19 protein-coding genes are annotated in these 17,570 nt (G+C 60.3%); 11 read left to right on the forward strand and 8 right to left on the reverse strand.

Features of this window, described 5'->3' with window-relative positions; all coding sequences use genetic code 11:
* The first annotated feature begins 42 nt into the window (after positions 1-42).
* The 6 genes from K328_RS0104335 to K328_RS22545 all read left to right on the forward strand — a co-directional run bounded on the left by K328_RS0104335 (position 43) and on the right by K328_RS22545 (position 5,615).
* The gene (locus K328_RS0104335) at positions 43-1,494 is read left to right on the forward strand and encodes an amidohydrolase family protein (RefSeq protein ID WP_028464921.1); all 1,452 of its coding nucleotides are present in this window, start codon (positions 43-45) and stop codon (positions 1,492-1,494) included.
* 11 nt (positions 1,495-1,505) lie between these two features.
* The gene (gene hydA / locus K328_RS22535; protein ID WP_036553136.1) at positions 1,506-2,951 is read left to right on the forward strand and encodes a dihydropyrimidinase; all 1,446 of its coding nucleotides are present in this window, start codon (positions 1,506-1,508) and stop codon (positions 2,949-2,951) included.
* Between the two features lie 50 nt (positions 2,952-3,001).
* Positions 3,002-3,949 (forward strand): N-carbamoyl-D-amino-acid hydrolase, encoded by a 948-nt coding sequence (locus K328_RS0104345; protein WP_028464922.1) that lies wholly within the window; start codon positions 3,002-3,004, stop codon positions 3,947-3,949.
* A gap of 110 nt (positions 3,950-4,059) precedes the next feature.
* Positions 4,060-4,494: a hypothetical protein gene (locus K328_RS0104350; protein WP_051284455.1), complete on the forward strand. Its 435-nt coding sequence runs from the start codon at positions 4,060-4,062 to the stop codon at positions 4,492-4,494.
* A gap of 2 nt (positions 4,495-4,496) precedes the next feature.
* Positions 4,497-5,027, forward strand: a complete 531-nt coding sequence (locus tag K328_RS22540) for a hypothetical protein (RefSeq protein ID WP_051284457.1) — start codon at positions 4,497-4,499, stop codon at positions 5,025-5,027.
* A gap of 3 nt (positions 5,028-5,030) precedes the next feature.
* Positions 5,031-5,615 (forward strand): SCO family protein, encoded by a 585-nt coding sequence (locus K328_RS22545; RefSeq protein WP_051284459.1) that lies wholly within the window; start codon positions 5,031-5,033, stop codon positions 5,613-5,615.
* Positions 5,616-5,627: 12 nt separating this feature from the next.
* Here the strand turns inward: K328_RS22545 and K328_RS0104365 are convergent, their stop codons facing one another.
* Positions 5,628-6,242: a flavin reductase family protein gene (locus tag K328_RS0104365; protein ID WP_028464924.1), complete on the reverse strand. Its 615-nt coding sequence runs from the start codon at positions 6,240-6,242 to the stop codon at positions 5,628-5,630.
* Positions 6,243-6,381: 139 nt separating this feature from the next.
* Between K328_RS0104365 and K328_RS0104370 the strand changes: the two genes are divergently transcribed.
* Together K328_RS0104370 and K328_RS0104375 are read left to right on the forward strand one after the other, a co-directional pair.
* Positions 6,382-7,641 carry a TIGR04372 family glycosyltransferase gene (locus K328_RS0104370; protein WP_028464925.1) on the forward strand — a complete coding sequence of 420 codons (1,260 nt, stop codon included), beginning with the start codon at positions 6,382-6,384 and terminating at the stop codon, positions 7,639-7,641.
* Positions 7,642-7,688: 47 nt separating this feature from the next.
* Positions 7,689-8,585, forward strand: a complete 897-nt coding sequence (locus K328_RS0104375) for an AEC family transporter (protein WP_028464926.1) — start codon at positions 7,689-7,691, stop codon at positions 8,583-8,585.
* Positions 8,586-8,648: 63 nt separating this feature from the next.
* Here K328_RS0104375 and K328_RS0104380 read toward each other — a convergent pair whose 3' ends face one another.
* From K328_RS0104380 to K328_RS0104395, 4 genes are read right to left on the reverse strand one after another with little or no spacing between them, the layout of a single operon-like run.
* Positions 8,649-9,785, reverse strand: coding sequence for an alcohol dehydrogenase catalytic domain-containing protein (locus K328_RS0104380; RefSeq protein ID WP_028464927.1), 1,137 nt, complete (start codon positions 9,783-9,785; stop codon positions 8,649-8,651).
* A gap of 21 nt (positions 9,786-9,806) precedes the next feature.
* Entirely contained in the window at positions 9,807-10,913 is a 1,107-nt protein-coding gene (locus K328_RS0104385; protein WP_028464928.1) for a CobW family GTP-binding protein, read from the reverse strand.
* A 35-nt stretch (positions 10,914-10,948) separates the two neighbouring features.
* Positions 10,949-11,707 carry a metal ABC transporter ATP-binding protein gene (locus K328_RS0104390; protein WP_051284461.1) on the reverse strand — a complete coding sequence of 253 codons (759 nt, stop codon included), beginning with the start codon at positions 11,705-11,707 and terminating at the stop codon, positions 10,949-10,951.
* Positions 11,708-11,710: 3 nt separating this feature from the next.
* Entirely contained in the window at positions 11,711-12,223 is a 513-nt protein-coding gene (locus K328_RS0104395; RefSeq protein ID WP_028464930.1) for a Fur family transcriptional regulator, read from the reverse strand.
* 164 nt (positions 12,224-12,387) lie between these two features.
* On the opposite strand from K328_RS0104395, the gene K328_RS0104400 reads away from it, so the two are divergent.
* Genes K328_RS0104400 through K328_RS0104410 form a run of 3 tightly spaced genes read left to right on the forward strand, consistent with a single transcriptional unit; the run spans position 12,388 to position 14,382 of the window.
* Complete coding sequence (locus K328_RS0104400; RefSeq protein ID WP_028464931.1) at positions 12,388-13,164, forward strand: DUF6134 family protein; 777 nt, start codon at positions 12,388-12,390, stop codon at positions 13,162-13,164.
* 25 nt (positions 13,165-13,189) lie between these two features.
* The gene (locus K328_RS0104405) at positions 13,190-13,939 is read left to right on the forward strand and encodes an SDR family NAD(P)-dependent oxidoreductase (protein ID WP_036553137.1); all 750 of its coding nucleotides are present in this window, start codon (positions 13,190-13,192) and stop codon (positions 13,937-13,939) included.
* A complete protein-coding gene (locus K328_RS0104410) occupies positions 13,936-14,382 on the forward strand; it encodes a nuclear transport factor 2 family protein (RefSeq protein WP_028464933.1) in 447 nt (148 codons plus the stop codon). The genes K328_RS0104405 and K328_RS0104410 overlap by 4 nt, the downstream gene beginning before the upstream one ends.
* On the opposite strand, the gene K328_RS0104415 is transcribed toward K328_RS0104410, so the two are convergent.
* From K328_RS0104415 to K328_RS0104425, 3 genes are read right to left on the reverse strand one after another with little or no spacing between them, the layout of a single operon-like run.
* Positions 14,353-14,925 (reverse strand): DUF3833 domain-containing protein, encoded by a 573-nt coding sequence (locus tag K328_RS0104415; RefSeq protein WP_051284463.1) that lies wholly within the window; start codon positions 14,923-14,925, stop codon positions 14,353-14,355. The two genes, K328_RS0104410 and K328_RS0104415, sit on opposite strands and share 30 nt — an antisense overlap.
* 20 nt (positions 14,926-14,945) lie before the next feature.
* Positions 14,946-16,307, reverse strand: coding sequence for an MFS transporter (locus tag K328_RS0104420; RefSeq protein WP_028464935.1), 1,362 nt, complete (start codon positions 16,305-16,307; stop codon positions 14,946-14,948).
* A 4-nt stretch (positions 16,308-16,311) separates the two neighbouring features.
* Positions 16,312-17,568 (reverse strand): SAM-dependent methyltransferase, encoded by a 1,257-nt coding sequence (locus K328_RS0104425; RefSeq protein ID WP_028464936.1) that lies wholly within the window; start codon positions 17,566-17,568, stop codon positions 16,312-16,314.
* Positions 17,569-17,570: the final 2 nt, after the last annotated feature.

Here is a 17,570-nt window from a genome sequence, read left to right on the forward strand (position 1 = left end):
CGAAAGAAGGGGCCGGGAAGGCCCGCGAAGGAGAACAGGGATATGTCGAAAACCACCCTCATCAAGAACGCCTCCTGGGTGATCGGTTGGGAGAAGGACAAGAATGGCAGCGATGCCGGCCACCGCTTCTTCCGCAATGCCGACGTCGCCTTCAAGGATGGCATCCTCATCCATGTCGGTCCGGGTTATTCCGGCACCGCGGACGAGACCATCGACGGCAGCCGCATGATGGTCATGCCGGGCTTTATCAGCATCCATAATCACCCGACCTCGGAGCCCGGTAACAAGGGCCTGAACGAGGAGCTGGGCAGCCCGAAACTGGGGCAGAGCGGGCTTTACGAGTATATGCCTGTGTTCCGGATCATGCCGGAAGCGGCCCCCTATACCAGCCGTTATGCCATTCACGAGATGCTGAAAAGCGGCGTGACTACTTATGCCGATCTGTCCGGCGCCCGGGAAAACTGGGTCGACGAGGTTGCCGAAACCGGCATTCGCGGCGTGCTCTGCCCGATGTACCGCTCTGCCGCCTGGTCCACCAAGAACGGCCACTCGGTCGTCTACGACTGGGACCCGGAGGCTGGCGAACGCGGTATGGAGCGTGCCATCGAAATTGTTGAGGAAGCGGATCGCCATCCGTCTGGCCGGATGTCCGGCATGATGGGGCCGTCCCAGATCGATACCTGCACGCCGGAACTGATCCAGGCCTCCCACGCGGAAGCCAAGAAGCGCGGTATCAAGATGCAGATCCACGCGGCCCAGAGCGTGGTCGAGTTCAACGAGATGACCCAGCGTCACGGCCTGACTCCGCTTGAGTGGCTGGACAGCATTGGCGTGCTCGACGAAAGCACCATCATCGGCCACTGCATTTTCCTGAACGACCATCCCTGGCTGCACTGGCCGCAGGCGGACGACTTCAATCTGCTGGTGAAATCAGGCACCTCTGTCGCCCATTGTCCGACGGTTTTCTGGCGGCGCGGTATCGCCCTGAACAATGTCGGCCGCTATGTGAAGGCCGGTATCCCGCTCGGGCTCGGCACCGACACATTCCCGCACAATTTCATCCACGAGATGGAAGTGGCGATGATCGTCGGCCGGATCATGTCCGGGGACTTTACCAACGCTTCGACGGAAGAGATCTTCGACGCTGGGACCATCGGCGCCGCGAAGACGCTCGGCCGCACCGATATCGGTCGGCTCGAGGTCGGCTGCAAGGCAGACATGGTGATGGTCGATCTCGACCATGCCTATATGCAGCCGGTGCGCGATCCGCTGCGCAGCCTGCTTTATTCCGCCGGTGACCGGGCGGTGAAGCATGTCTATGTCGACGGCACCCAGGTGGTGCGCGACGGCGAGGTGATCACCATCGACGTTACCGAGGCAGCGGCCAAGATGACCGAATACCAGAAGATCACCATGTCGAGCGTGCGCCAGCGGGACTGGGCACAGCGCCCGGTCGAGGAGCTGTCGCCGTTGAGCTATCCGGATGCGAACTGAGGAACGGGCCCATGAGTGAATTTGATCTGGTTATTCGCGGCGGCACGGTCGTCAATGCCTCAGATACGGTGAAGGCCGACGTCGGAATCCGCGATGGGCGCATTGTTGCCCTGGGTGAGACGCTGGGCGCGGGCACGAAGGAGCTGGATGCATCCGGCAAGCTGGTCATGCCGGGCGGCGTCGACAGCCATTGCCATATCGACCAGCCCTCCAGCACTGGCGGCCGGAATGCGGAGACCTTCGAGACCGCGACCCGGTCGGCAGCCTGTGGCGGCACCACCTCTGTAGTTTGTTTTGCTCCGCAACAGAAAGGCGTCGGGCTGGCCGAGGGCGTTGCCGCCTATCACGAGCGGGCGAAATCCGCCTGCATCGATTACAGCTTCCACATCGTCATCAACGATCCGAACGACGCGGTCGTCCATACCGACTTGCCGAAGCTGATCGGGGAGGGGCACCGCTCGATCAAGCTGTTCATGACCTATGCCAGCAACCGGGTCGATGACGGGCAGATCCTGCGCATTCTGGAAGTGGCACGGCGCAACCAGGCGCTGGTCTGTGTCCATGCCGAGAACCACGACGCCATCATGTTCATGACCGAGAAGCTGCTGGCGGCGGGTCATAATGGCACCAAATACCACGCCTGGTGCAAGCCGGCGCTGGTCGAGCGCGAGGCGACCTACCGGATGATCGCGCTGGCCGAGCTGATGGATCAGCCGATCCAGATATTCCATGTCACTTGCGGTGAGGCAGCGGAGGAAATCCGCCGGGCCCAGCAGCGCGGCCTGAAGATCTTCGCCGAGACCTGCCCGCAATATTTTGTCCTGACCGAGGACGATCTCGACCGGGACGCGCGGGAAGGTGCGAAATTTCTCTGCTCCCCCGCACCGCGCACCAAGGCGGAGCAGGAGGCGCTCTGGGACTATGTGAGGTCCGGCACAATCGGCAACGTCACTTCGGATCACGCGCCCTACAATATCGGCGATCCGGACGGCAAGTTCTGGGCCGGCGACAATGCGCCTTTCAGCTCCATCGCCAACGGCGTGCCGGGGCTGGAAACGCGGATGCCGATCCTGTTCCATGAGGGCGTGGTGAAAGGCCGGATCGATCTGCAGGAATTTGTCGCCATCACCTCGACCAACGCCGCCAAGCTGTTCGGCCTGCATCCGCAGAAAGGCACGGTCTCGATCGGTGCCGACGCCGATATCGTGGTCTGGGACGCGGAGAAGAAAACCACCATCAGCCAGGACATCCTGCATCACGCGACAGACTATACGCCCTATGAAGGCATGCAGGTCACCGGCTGGCCGGCGGCCACGATTGCCCGCGGCTCCGTGGTCTGGAAAGACGGCGAGGATTTCTGCGAGCCTGGCTTCGGCAAGTTCCTCGCACGCGCGCCCTACGATTACATCAAGCCGCGCGAGGTGTTCCCGACGCCGTTCAATCCCGTTGCGAGCTAAAATTTGATATAGTCCGGCCAAAACCAGAACAACTTGAACAGGAGAACCCCGTGTCCCGCATCGTTACCATTGGCGCCGCTCAGCTAGGCCCCATCGCGCCGGATGAGTCCCGGACCAGTGCTGTCAACCGTATGATCGAGCTGCTTAAGCAGGCGGGGGACCGTGGCTGTAATTTTGTCGTCTTTCCGGAGCTTGCCCTGACTACGTTCTTCCCGCGCTATTTCGAGGAAGACATCTCGCGGATGGATCATCATTACGAGCGGGAAATGCCGAGTGCGGAGACGCGGCCGTTGTTCGAGGCGGCCGCGGAGCGGGGGATCGGGTTTTATCTCGGCTATGCGGAGCTGACGCCGGACGGGCACCGCTACAACACCGCGATTCTGGTGGACGAGACCGGCAAGATCACCGGCAAGTACCGCAAGGTGCATCTGCCGGGGCATTCGGAATACGACCCCAACCGGCCGTGGCAGCATCTGGAGAAGCGGTATTTCGAGCCGGGCGACCTGGGTTTCGGAGTCTGGCGCCAGCATGGCGGCATCATCGGCATGGCGATCTGCAACGACCGGCGCTGGCCGGAGACCTACCGAGTGATGAGCCTGAAGGGCGCCGAGCTGATCGTGCTCGGCTACAACACGCCGGACGTGAATACCTCCGCCTTCGAGCCGAACCATCTCCGCATGTTCCACAATCATCTGACCATGCAGGCCAATGCCTATATGAACTCCGCCTTCGTGGTCGGCGTGGCGAAAGCCGGGATGGAAGATGGCTGCATGCTGATCGGCGGGTCCTGCATCATCCAGCCCTCGGGCGAGATCGTTAGCCAGGTCTCCTCCGTCGACGATGAGCTGATCACCTATTCGGCGGATCTGGACCTGGCCAAAATGGGCAAGGAAACGGTGTTCAATTACGCCAAACACCGGCGTATCGAGCATTACGGCAACATCACCGCGCAGACAGGCGTAGAGCTGCCGCCGGAGCTTTCCGAGGCTGCCGAATAGGTCTCACGACCTCGTCAGCGCAGGTGAGGCGGATTTGGCGCTATAGTGAGAACGCTATAGATGGAAAGTCCGCCCGCCGTTGCGGGGGAGAAACAAGCTCCGGAGTTATCATGCCGCGGTTCGTCCGCCCCTTCCTTGTGGTCCTGGTTCTGGTCTGCACACTCTTGCCGGAAGCGCGCGCCGATGCCGTGAAGCGGATCCGGGTCGAGGGCGAGCTGATTGATACCTGGTGCTATGTTACCGAGATCATGTATGCCCGTGGCTCTGCGCATTTCCAATGCGCGGTCTGGTGTGCGGTCGGTGGCATTCCTGTCAGTGTCCGGGCTGATGACGGCACGCTCTATGTCGTATTGCGGGTCGAGGATGACAGCCAGAATGTCTCCAACCCGGCGATGATCCGGATCCAGAGTCATCGGGTCACCGTCGATGGCGATATGATTGAGCGGGACGGGGTGAAATATCTGCTTGTGACCCAGGTGGCCGACGACAAGGGCATTGTCGATCTGACGCACGAGAAGTTCGGTATCCAGCCATGGGGAATGTGAGAATGGGGCGGTTTCGCTCTCTTGCTGTTGCCGTGGTGCTTTGCCTGTCGGCCGCTTCTCCATCCTTCGCGGCTCAGAAATGGGGCATCGATGGCGAGATGGTCGCGCAGTTCGAGGCAAAAGTGGTCGATCTGCTCTGTGAGCTGCGTGGCGATTGCCCCAAAGCCTGCGGCGGCGGCAAGCGGCAGCTCGGATTGGTGCGGGACGACGGCACGCTGTTACTGGCGGTGAAAAGCAACACCCTGTTCGCTGGCGCCACACTGGATCTGTTGCCTTATTGCGGGCAGCGGGTTGAGGTCGACGGTCTGATCATCTCTCATCCCGCCATGGTGATTTACATGCTGCAACGCCTGCGCAAGCCGGGCGCCACGGAGTGGATCCGGGCTACGGCCTTCGCCGAGGACTGGAAGCAGCGTAACAAGACTGAGGATGCGAAACGCTGGTTCCGCCGCGACGGCATGGCCAATGATGTGATCGGTACCTTCGGTAAGGTCGGCCGCCCCGATATCGTCCCCCCGCCGCCCGTGCAATAACCGATGATCTTCGTTCGGTTTTTCTCGGCCGGTTTTCTGTTCCTCGCTGCTTTGCTTTCAAGCCTGCCGGCGGGGGCTGGATCCTTGCGCTTGCCGACCTTGTTCGGTGGCGCGTTCCATCTTACCGACGAGCAAGGACAGCAGGTTACGCCGGATGTCTATGCGGGCAAGTTCATGCTGGTCTATTTCGGCTACAGTTATTGCCCGGACATTTGCCCGACCGACCTGACGATCATGGCAGCAGCACTGGATTCATTGGGGGAGGGCACAGGCCGGATACAGCCACTGCTGATCTCGGTCGACCCGCGCCGAGACACACCGGAGGCGCTCCGAGAGTTCACCGATGCTTTTCACCCCAACCTGATCGGGCTGACCGGGACGGAAGCGCAAGTGGTGGCGGCGGCGAAGGCTTACAGGGTGCACCGCCGGAAATTCCAGCTCGACGGTATGTCCGGCGACGACTATCTCGTTGACCATTCAACGCTGACCTATCTGATGGGCACGGACGGGCGCTTCCTCAGCATGTTTCCGCGCGGCACCACGTCTGAGCGGATGGCGGAAGTGCTGAGGAAGTATCTTTCGAACTAAGTTCGGTCCGTCTTAATCCGGGCGGTTCATCTCGAAGACTTCACCGACGGCACAATAATCCATGTAACCGAGGCGGCCGACCGGCTGGTACTTGGTCACGTCGATGCGGCCATCGGCGACATATTTTTCGTCGATATGAATACCGACAACTTCGCCGAGTATCATTCGATTGACCACGGTGTCGCTGACGGACGGTAGCTCGATTGTTTTCAGGTACTTGCACTCGAGATGCACCGGCGCGTCCTTGACCCGGAGCGGCTTGATGAACTGCGACGGTATTCCTTCGAGGCCGGCATGCTGCATCTCGTCGGTGCCATGCGGAAAATGAATGGCGGTCTGGTTCATCTGCTGTGCCTGCGCCTTGCCGACGATATTGCAGACGAACTCGCCGGTTTTTGCTGCGTTCAGCGCGCTGTCCTTCGGCGATCCGTCCGGCCGGGAGCCGCTGGAGAAGATCACGCAGGGCGGGGCCCAGGACACAGCATTGAAGAAGCTGTAGGGAGCAAGGTTCGTGACGCCGTTTTCGTCAATGGTCGAGATCCAGCCGATTGGCCGCGGCGAGATGGTCGCCTTGAACGGGTCGAAGGTGAAACCGTGGTTCTTGTGATCGCCGGGCTCGAAAAACATGTACATGTTCCCTGTTCTTAACTTTTTCGTTCCAGCGGAATGCCACAAAGCCCCCGGCCGTGCAACGCCGGGCGGTCGCACGGGTGCCATTCCCTAGGGTCGCGGATCATGCTACCGCAAGGTCTGGAGAGGAGCACCGATGACCTCATCGCCGGAAGATGACAAAGCCCTGCTGGAAAACCTTCGTGCCGAGTTCGGCAAGAAGGAGACCATGGAGCGGTTGTTTCATACGGTCATTCCGCATCTGGAAGAAGGCAAGCGGACGCTGGTTTACATCCTGGCGCAGGTCGACCGGATCGGTCATACGGCAATGGAGCCGTTCTTCCTGAAGACCCTCTTCGGCCCGCACTACGACCGCATCATTCTGATTACGGGGCAAGGCGAGGGGGCTGGCTATAATCCCTTCATCCTGCAATGCCCAGGGCCAGAATTCGTGCATGTACCGACATCCGATCCGATCCTACCGATGCTCGGCTTCCTCGATGGCGGTGTGCACGATCTGAAGCTCTTTCATCTTTGCCTTGCCTCGCCACAGCGAGTCATCCGCGATTTCGGACGTCATGTGACGACCGGTGGCGATGTCCGTTACTTCGAGCTGCCGGATAGCATTCGCGCGACCGGGGAGGCGTTTCTGGAGAATGTCGGCATGCCGGCTGGCTCGCGTTTCGTTACCCTACATGCCCGCGACATGAGCTATCTGCCGGAAAAGGCGCACCACGTTTTCCGTTGTGCCGATATTCACACCTATAGGGAAGCAATCCAGCGGTTTGTCGAGGCGGGTTATTGGGTTTTCCGGTTGGGGGATCGTGGCGGCGTCCCGCTGGAAGGGTATCCGGAGCAGGTTGTCGATCTGCCGCGTCATCCTGACTACAGCCAGGCGTTGGACGTGTTCCTGTCTGCCCACTGTGCTTTTGCCTTCAACCAGGCGTCCGGGCCGGAAGCGCTTGTCCGGGCCTTCGGCCGGCCCGCCGCGACCGTGAACTTGGTCTATGAGCTTTTGCGGCTGCCGATGAAGGACGATCTGCTGCTGTTCAAGCGCTATCTCTCGGCCCGCACCGGCGAGCCGCTGTCTTACGCGGAGATTCTGGAACTCGGGCTTCCCGCTGTCGGCAAGGGAGAGGATTTCGAGGCAAAAGGCGTCATGATCCGCGAAAACAGCGCCGAGGAACTCGCGGAACTTGCTGAAATCATGATCGATCGGGACCGGATGGGAGCGAAGTCCGCTGGGGACGCCGATCTTCTGACGTTGTTCCGCGCCCTCGGCCAGAACTACGAGCAGATGTTGCTCGCAGACCCGGCCATGCAGACGGACAATCTGGACTTCTATGCTTATGCGCATGAATTCGGGCAGCCTGCGCCATCCGTGCTGCAGCGCAAAGGATTTCTGGACCGTTCCTGAGCGCTGGTCTATCACCGTCGCGCCCCGCCACCCACGGAACCGCCCGCATGCTCTATCAATTGTTCACGATCATCGTGCCTGTCTTCATTTGCGCCGGCGTTGGCTATGCCTGGTCGCGTCTGAAGCTGCAATTCGATAACGAAACCATCACGTCGCTCGTGACCCTGGTCGGCACGCCCAGCCTGGTGTTCGGCACGCTGGTGGGGCTTGAGCTATCAATGGAGTCCCTGTTTCGTCTCGGTGCGGGCAGCGCCTTGGTGACGGTTGTCACGGTTGCCGTGGTGGTGCCGGTTTTGTTCCTGGCAAAGAAATCTGTCCGAGCCTTCCTGCCGGCCCTGATGTTTCCCAACACGGGCAATATCGGCTTGCCGCTTTGCCTCTTCGCATTCGGACAGGAGGGGCTTGCATTGGCAATTTCCTATTTTGCAGTGCAGGCCGTTGTAATGTTCACAGTCGGCACCGGGATCGCCTCTGGGCAGTTCGGCCTCTCTACTCTGACCCGCAATCCGATCATCTATGCGGTTGCCGCAGCTCTTGCCTGTATTTTTGCGGATATCCAAGTTCCGAAATGGATCATCGACACGGCGGACCTCGCCGGCGGTATGTGTATTCCCTTGTTGCTGTTTGCTCTCGGCGTCTCTCTTGCCAAGCTCCGGGTTTCAAACCTGGTTGAAAGTTTCGGGATAGCCGTGTTGCGGCTGGTTGTCGGGTTCGGCTCAGGTGTTCTCGGAGTCTGGGTGCTGGGGACCACGGCGATGGAGACAGGTGTGCTGATCCTGATGTCGAGCATGCCGGTCGCTGTCTTCCCCTATCTCTTCGCCGTTCGCTACAATCGGGAGCCGGAAACCATTGCCGGCTGCGTCATCGTCTCCACGATCATCGGTTTTGTGACCATGCCGGGGCTGCTCTATCTGGTCTTTCAACTTTCCGGCACAGCCGGCTGATAGCGGAAACTCTCTTTTGCTCCGAGTGGTTCGATAGGAAGAAGATCGGATATTTCCGATTTTTCAACCTTGCGGCGTGAGGATCTGACGGATTGCGATACCGTCTTCCATATTATCGAGGGCCTGGTTGACGTGCGAGAGCGGCAGGCGGTGCGTGATCAGCTCCTCTACCGGGAGCAAACCACGTTGGTGCATGGCGATGAAGCGCGGAATATCGGTGCGCGGATTGCAGCTTCCGACATAGGAGCCTTTGACTGTCTTGGCACCTGTGACGAGCGCAGCGACGTCGAGCTGGAACGGTGTCTTCGGATCGACCAGTCCGACCGAAACAACGGAGCCGCCGCGCCGCGCACTGTCATAGGCAATTTCAAACGCGCCGAGTTTGCCCGCGGTCTCGAAGGCGATATCGACGCCTCCGTTGGTGAGGGACAGTATTTCCTCGGCTGCACTGCGGTCACCGGAACAGATCGTCTCACTGGCGCCCAGCCGGATCGCATGGGCGAGTTTCGCGGGATCGGGATCGACGGCGATGATCCTGGACGCGCCTGCTGCGCGGGCACCGAGCAGGGCGCTGAGGCCGACACCGCCGGAGCCGGCAATAACGACGGTATCTCCGGCCTTGATCGCGCCGGTATTGAGGACCGTTCCCGCTCCGCACATCACTGCGCACCCGAACAGTGCGGCTATATCCAGCGGCAGGTCGCGCGGGACCGGCACCACCGATTTCTCAGAAACCAGGGCGTATTCGGCAAAGGCGGACAGGCCCATGTGATGGTGTATGGGCTCACCGTTGATTGAAAGACGTGTGCCGCCGGAGAGCAGCTCGCCCTTGCGATTGGCGGCAAGACCAGGACCGCAGAGATGGGCTTCGCCGTCGATACAGGCCGGGCAGGCGCCGCATTGCGGCTGGTAGACCAGCACAACCGGATCGCCTGCGAAAACTGATGAGACACCGGGGCCGACAGCTTCCACCGTGCCGCTTGCCTCATGCCCGGGGATTATTGGCATCGGCCAGGCGCGGACACCATTGATGACGGAGAGATCCGATCGGCAAAGGCTGGCGGCTGCGATCTTCACGAGCACCTCGCCTGCGGCCGGTTCGGGGACGCTTACAGTCTCGAGCTTGAGCGGTTTGTGCTCGGAATAGGGGCGTGCGGGGGCTGGCGCACGCAACAGGGCCGCTTTGAAGCTGATCGACATGGAGTTTCCCGTTGATTGCGGTCAGGCGAATTCGAGCGCGAGATAGGAGTTCATCACGCTCTCCATCGTTTTTTTCTCCAGATCCCGGACAATGAAGACGAGGCGGGAACGGCGATCATCGCTCGGCCATTTCTCGATCTTAGCCGGGGGATGGAACATGTGCTGGACGGCATGCACGACGACCGGCTGGTCGTCATCCAGTTCCTTCAGGTTCAGCAAGCCCTTGATGCGCAGGATATTGGCGCCGTGGGTCTGGGCCATCATATCCAGCGCGCCGGCGATCCGGTTCCATTCCAGCGGCTCGTCGAAATACAGCACGAAGGAATGGATGTGATCGTCATGCCGGCTGACATCATGATGGTGATGGCCGTGATCTTCGTCGTGGCTATGCCCATGATCATGGCCATGATCGTGATGATGAACATGCCCTTCGGTTGCCCGGTAGGCTTCCTCGCGCAGCCACTGGCCGACATCCGCGCTCTTGGTTTTTGGATTATAGAGCCCGGCATCGAACAGGACTGACGGCGCGACGTCGCCCTGGATGGCCTTGATGACCGGAGCCGCAGGATTGAGCTCGTAGAGCCGCTTTTCAACGGCGGCAACGGTCTCAGCGTCCGTGACGTCTATCTTGGTCAGAACGATCCGGTCGGCGACGGCGGCCTGCTTGACGCTCTCGAACTGTGTGTCGAACTGCTGATTTGCGTGATGGGCGTCGACCACGGTGATGACGCCGTCAAGCCGGAAGCGGGTGACCAGGAATGGGTCGGCCATCATGGTGTGCAGGATCGGAGCCGGGTCGGCGAGCCCGGTTGTCTCGACCACGATGCGGTCAAAATCGGGGATATTGCCCTTGGCTCGATCCTTGAACAGGCGCTTCAGCGTATCCACCAGATCGCCGCGCACGGTACAGCAGAGGCAGCCGCTGTTCAGCAGCACCACATCCTCGTTCGACTCCATGACCAGTGCGTCATCCAACCCGACCTCGCCGAACTCGTTCACGATGACGGCGATCCGGTCCATCTCCGGGTGATGCATCAGTTTTGACAGCAATGTGGTTTTTCCGCTGCCGAGGAACCCGGTGAGGATGGAGACCGGAAGCCGGTCCGGCTCGCTTGTCGTGCTTGTCATTTTAAAACTCGTGGGTCGGTGTCAGTGTGGCCGGATCAGTGATGATGCCCGCAATCGGGGCCGTGTTCGTGATCATGGGTATGATCGTGGTCGTGACGATAGGGCACGACAGCGGCTTCGTCCAAGCGTCCGAACAGGGCGCGGAAACTCGGATTGCGCTCAACCTCTGCCGGATGACCGGTGCAGCAGACATGACCGTTGAGGCAGAGTACCCGATCCGTTCCGCGCATCACCAGGTGCAGGTCGTGCGAGACCATGATAATCGCGGCACCGGTTTCCTCCCGGATTGCTCCGATCAGCCGGAACAGTTCGGATTGTGCAGCGACATCCATGCCCTGGGTTGGTTCGTCCAGCACCAGGAAGTCCGGTTGTTTCATGATTGCCCGGGCGAGCAGCACGCGCTGTGTCTCGCCACCTGAGAGACTGGTCAGTTGCTGGTCCAGAAGATGGGTGATGCCGGTTCGTTCCGCTGTCTCGGCGACCCGGCCACGCGCCGATTTCATGCCAAGTGAGAGAAAGCGTCGGGGCGTCAGTGGCATGGAATTGTCGAGAGCGAGCTTCTGCGGCACATAGCCAACGCTGATGCCTAGGGTGAGCTGCGCCGTTCCGCTGTCGGGGGTAAGCAGTCCAAGGATCACCCGGAGCAGGGTCGTCTTGCCGCCGCCGTTCGGGCCAATCACGCTCATGATTTCGCCGCTGCCGAGGCTGAAACTGATCTTGTCGAGCACAGGGCGACCGTTTCTGAGAACGGTGAGGTCGGAAACCTCAAGCAGGGTCGGGGATGCTTTCAACATGTCTCAGGCCGCGCGGGATTTGCAGGACGGGCACAGTCCTTCGATTTCGACGGTGCTCCGCCGGGCCTCGAAACCATGCCGGCGTGCGAGCTCTGAGAGCAGATTACTGAGTTCACCATCCTCGATCTCAAGAGCCGAGCCGCATTCCCGGCAGATCAGGAACCCGCAATCATGGCTCCCCTCGGGATGGCTGCAGCCGATATAGGCGTTCTGGGATTCAACCTTGTGCACAAGCCCTTGTTCCATCAGGAAATCGAGCGCCCGGTAGACGGTCGGCGGAGCCACCTTGGCACCCGGCTTGCCGTCTTTCTCAGCATCCCGCTGCATTTCGGAAAGGATGTCATAGGCGCCAACCGGCGCATGGCGCTGCCAGACAAGCTCCAGCACCCGTCGGCGGGCAGGGGTAATCCGGACACCGCGTTCGGCGCAGAGCCGCTCAGCGGCCCCGAGGGCGTCTTTCAGACACCGGCCATGGTCGTGATCCGGTTTGGGAAAGCTGTCGCGGGCATGTGACAAGGTACGGGATCCATCGCGTTCGAAGCTGCGTCAATGCAATAGTATAATGTTTCATATGCGCTATCCAAGGCCCGGCATTGATCCGGATCTTTATGGCGGACGTAAAGCCATATGCGGATCGGGGGCCGGAGGCCGGCGACCTGGGTTAGCTGAGGACTTGTTTCATGAAATGTTCGCTATTTCGATACTTCCGGGTTTTTGCTCTGCTCCTGCTTGTCACTCCAGTGGCGTTCGCATTTTCGTCGCCGCTATGGGCGAATGCGCCGTCCGGCTGGGCGCAAGACGGGCTGATCAAGTTCCAGGTCTTCAGGAACGACTCTCCGTTGGGAGTCGTCATGCTGCGATTCAACGTCAATAACGATGTATATACCGTTGATACGCAGACGTTATTTGATTATCGAATAGGCCCGTTCTCACTCTATTACTACGCGCTCCGGGCGCGGGATGAATGGAGCGGGCCACTCCTCCTTTCAGCGCGCGGGATGGTCAATGATGATGGGGAGATCTTCCGAGTCGACGGGGAAGCCGAGCCTGAAGGGTTCCGGTTTTCCGGCGGCGAGGGCGAGCACCTTGCACCGCTTGGCACGTCCGTTCCGTCGACCTACTGGAACACGGCCCTGACCCGAGCAAGCGAACTGATCGACCTGCAATATGGCCGGCTGCGCAAAATCACCATGACCAAGACCGGGCCGGAAACCATCCTGTCCAAGGGTGAGCGCATCGAAGCTGAGCGCTACCAGATGCGGGGCGAGCTCGATCTCGACATCTGGTACGACAAGCGCGGCGAATGGGCCAAGATGAGCTTTACCGTCGACGATTCCAATTTCGAGTATGTCAGGATCGTCCCGCGCGCCGGTGACGAAACCCGTTTTCTGGAACTTGAAAGCGTCAAGGATATCGGCTCTGAGGAGATCCGGAATGTCCTCAGGGAACTCGAGTAGCGTTTTGAGAAATGGAGAGGCGGGGATGACATCGCGGTGTGTCTGGATAACCGGGGCAAGCTCCGGTATCGGGCTTGCACTGGCCGAGCGGATGATGCGCGATGGCTGGATTGTTGCGGGATCAGCCCGTTCGGCCGGTGCGCTGGCGGACTTGGCGGCAAAGCATGAAGGTCGGTTCTTCGCCTATCCGCTGGATGTGACCGACGCGGATGCGGCAGCTGTAACCGTCGCCCGTATCCGGGAGGAGCGGGGCGGGCTCGATATGGCCGTCTTTGCCGCTGGAACCCACAAGCCCGTAGAGGTCGAGGACTTTCGCATCGAGACTTTCCGCGACCTGATCGATATCAACTTGATGGGGGTGGTGAACTGTCTGGCTGCGGTTACGCCGGGTTTCATCGAGGGGCGCCGTGGCCATGTTGCCGTGGTTTCATCCGTTGCTGGCTATGGCGGTTTGCCGACTGCATCAGCCTATGGTGCGACCAAGGCGGCCCTGATCAACATGACCGAGGCGCTGAAACCGGATTTCGACCGGAACGGCGTGAAACTGCAACTGGTGTGCCCGGGCTTTGTCCGTACTCCGCTGACGGACCAGAACCCGTTTCCGATGCCGTTTCTGATGGAGCCGGAAGATGCTGCAGAGGCTTTTTATCGCGGACTTCAGTCCGACCGGTTCGAGATCACTTTTCCAAGAATCTTCGCCGTTATTCTACGCTGCCTCAATGCTTTGCCCTATAGCCTTTATTTCCGACTGGTGAAGCGGGGGACTGGCAAGTGACGGGGACTGACAGAGCTACGGCACTGGCCGCCTATGCCATCTGTTTCGAGGAACTGACATCGGATCATCTCGAAGCCCTGTCGCCACTGCTGGCGGACGATGTTCGCTTCCGTGACCCGTTCAGTGACGTGCGAGGCAGGCAGGCCGTGCTTGGAATCTTCCGGCACATGTTCGAGGCAATGGAAGCGCCGACTTTCGTTGTCCTGGATCAGGCTGTCGGCAAAGAGGCCTGTTATCTCAAATGGCGGTTTTCCGGACGGGTGAAGTCGGCTGCCCGGCGAGAGATTGAAATCATCGGTATGAGCGAGGTGACGTTCAACGAAGATAGCCTCGTCATCTCGCATATCGACCATTGGGACGCGGCCTCTCAGGTCTTCGGGTTGTTTCCGGTGCTTGGTCCGCTTCTGCGCTGGTTAAGCCGCGGTTTTTCGCCGGCCAGATGACGCGCTCTCCGGCAGTGCGCCTTTTTGGAAGAACAGCGTAACGGTGCCGATCGTAATCCCGAATTTCGAGACCTCTGCCCTGTTGATTAGCACGCCGTCGGGCTGCAGGAACATCCAGTCGTCAAAACTGACCTTGATCCGGCTGTCGCCGACTTTCAGCATCAGATCGTAGGACCAGTTCAGCGCCTTGCCCCGGGCAACGCCGTTGGCTACACCCACCACATCATCCGCTCGGCCTTCATAGGTGCCGTCGCCTGTCTTGGTGATGTGCCAGATTCGCTGCTCTGTCTCGCCGTCCGAATATAGGAAATCCTCGGTCAGGATCAGCGTTGTTCCGTCCCAGTCGCCCTGCAGATCGACGGTGAATTCCCGCTTCAGGTTGCCAAAGCGGTCCTCGAACATGCCCCAGGCCCTGCTCGGTCCGGCAAAATATGTTTCCGGGCGGAAATCAGGGTCGGTTCCCGCAAAATCATCGATCTTCATGGAACTACACGCTCCGAGGCTCAACAGCACTACTAGCAGATACGGCAAGACACGGGTCATGGATCATCTCCGGAAGGTGTTTATTGGATGTTTTCGGCGATCTTGCGTTGCAACGCGGCCTGGCGCGTCTCGGTTAGGGGGAAGTTTCGCATTATGGCGATGGCTGTAAGTTTCAGGATGACGGGTGCCGCGCCGTAGAGCAGAGAGAGCGTCAGCAGGGCGTCCGCATCATTGCTGCCGTTGGCATCGAAACCAAAGGCGGCAAGCACTGGAAAGGCAATGCCGACGGCCAAGGCAAGGGCCAGCTTCGTCGCCATGCCCCAGAGCGCGAAATAGAGGCCGGTTCGGCTGCCGCCTCCCTCTGCCGTATCCACATCCACCACGTCGGCCTGCATGGATGGAGGCAAAACCAGATCGGCGCCGAGGCACGCGCCGGTGCCGATGCAGATGGCAAGGAAGGCGAGATAGTCGCCGGGGCCGAGCAAAGGCACGAGCGCGAAGATTGCGCTGTTCACCAGCATGGCGGCGATCCATGTGCGATGCTTCCCGGCACGATGACTGATGGTGAGCCATACGGGGACGCTGAGGATCCCTGCGAGGAAGTAAATCAACAGCAACCCGTCCGTCTCCTGCGGCAGGCCGAGGCCCTTGTCCACGAAGAGCACGAAGAGGGTTGCCGCCAGCCCGTTTGCCAGACCGTTCAGCAAATAAGCTAGGATCAGCCGGAGGAAGGGCTTGTTTCGGAGCAGAAGCGCGGCCCCGGCGCGCCAGTCGGCCTTGAGATGTTGGAGCGCGGCAAGCTTCGGGCGCTCCGGCATGATTGCGGCTGCGAGTGTGATTGCGACAGGCAGTGCAACGATCAGGAAGAACGCCAGGACAGTGAGCACGGTTCCGGTATCCTCGCCGCCACCGGCTGCGGACACAATGGCGGGCATACCAGCTGCCAGCAATGTACCGAAAACCAGCATACCTTCGCGAAAGCCTGCTATCCGCGAGCGCTCGTGATACCCGCTGGACAGCTCTGCGCCCCACGCCGTGTAGGGCAATTGCACCATGGTCCACCCGAGGTACAGCAGGGCGCTCCAGCCGAAGAGGTGGAGCGTGCCAGCCCCTTCAGGCGGGACGAAAAGCATGTAGACGGCAAGGCAGGTAATCGGTGTCCCGGCGAAGAGCCAGGGCTTTCGTCGGCCGAAACGGGTTTCTATTCTGTCGCTTAGCATGCCGATCAGCGGATCGGAGACGGCGTCCCACAACCGGGCCAGCAGCAGGGCGAAACCGACAGCTTCGAGGCTTAGACCCCGGTTCTGCGCGTAGAAGGCGGGCAGGAAGATGAAGAGCGGTACCCCGAGCCCGGCCAACGGCAGACCCGGCAATCCGTAGGCAAGAAGCTGGCCCCGTGAATAGCGCGCGGGAGTGCCGTCGACCGGCGCTGTGACTGCCATTCGCTTAAGCGTGTTTCAGCGCGATTTGCCGGACATCAATGAGGCCGGCACGAAAGCCACCTTCGCAATAGCAGAGATAATATTCCCACATCCGCCGGAACCGCTCGTCGAAGCCGAGTGGGGCGATCTCCGGCCAGCGGGCGAGGAAGCGTTCCCGCCAAATCGCCAGTGTACGGGCATAGTCGATACCGAACCCGTCATTGGCGACGCATTCCAGACCGGAGGCGTCGAAATGATCGGTCAGGCGCACTTCCGACGGCAGCATGCCGCCTGGAAAGATGTATTTCTGGATGAAGTCCGGGTTCCGGCGATAGGATTCGAAATCCCTGTCGTTGATGGTGATGATCTGCATTGCGGCACGGCCGGTATCGGTCAGCCGCGCTTTTACCTGATCGAAAAAGACCGGCCAGTACTGTTCGCCGACCGCCTCGAACATCTCGATTGAGGCGATATGGTCGAACCGTCCGTCGACGTCCCGGTAATCGCAAAGCTGGATCGAAACCTTGTCGGCTATACCCTCGCGTTTCGCCCGCTCAATCGCGTAGTCATGCTGTTCCTGGGAAAGCGTGAGGCCAACGACGCGGGCGCCGTATTCGCGTACGGCGACGGATGCGAAGCCTCCCCATCCGCAGCCAATTTCCAGAACGGTCTGGCCCGGCTCAAGTTGCAGCATGTCGGCGATGCGCTGGTATTTCCGGCGCTGCGCCGGCTCAAGTTCTTCCACACCCGGCTCGAAGACGGCAGAGGAGTACGTCATGCTCGGGTCCAGCCACTTTCCGTAGAAGGTGTTCCCGATATCGTAATGGTGGGCGATGTTGCGCCGGCTCCCGCGTTTGGTGTTGCGGTTGGACAAGTGCCCAAGGGTTTTCATGAAGCGTCCTAAGCGCGTCCCGTCGAGCGCTTTGGCCAGCGCATTACGGTTTACGGCGCCGAACGAGAGCAGGGCAGTCAGATCCGGGGTATCCCAGGTACCGTCCATATAGTCTTCGCCGAAACGGAGATCGCCTCCGAGCAACAGGCGCCGGCATACTGCGTCGCTGTGTAACTGCAAGTGCGCCTTCGGGCCAGGCTCGCTTCCCTTAATGATATGCAGCTGACCATTGGGTGTCTGCAAATGCAACTCACCCATGCGGACGGCTTTCAGCATGATCAGCACAGCCCGTGTCCAGGGCATGAATGAGTCCGGTTTGACCGGGATGGTCCCGTTCGGAAACGTAGATTCTGGCAATGTGGATGTTTCGCAGATCTCGCGATCAGTCATTT

The organism is Nisaea denitrificans DSM 18348, from assembly GCF_000426505.1.
GTDB classification, from domain to species: Bacteria; Pseudomonadota; Alphaproteobacteria; order Thalassobaculales; family Thalassobaculaceae; genus Nisaea; species Nisaea denitrificans.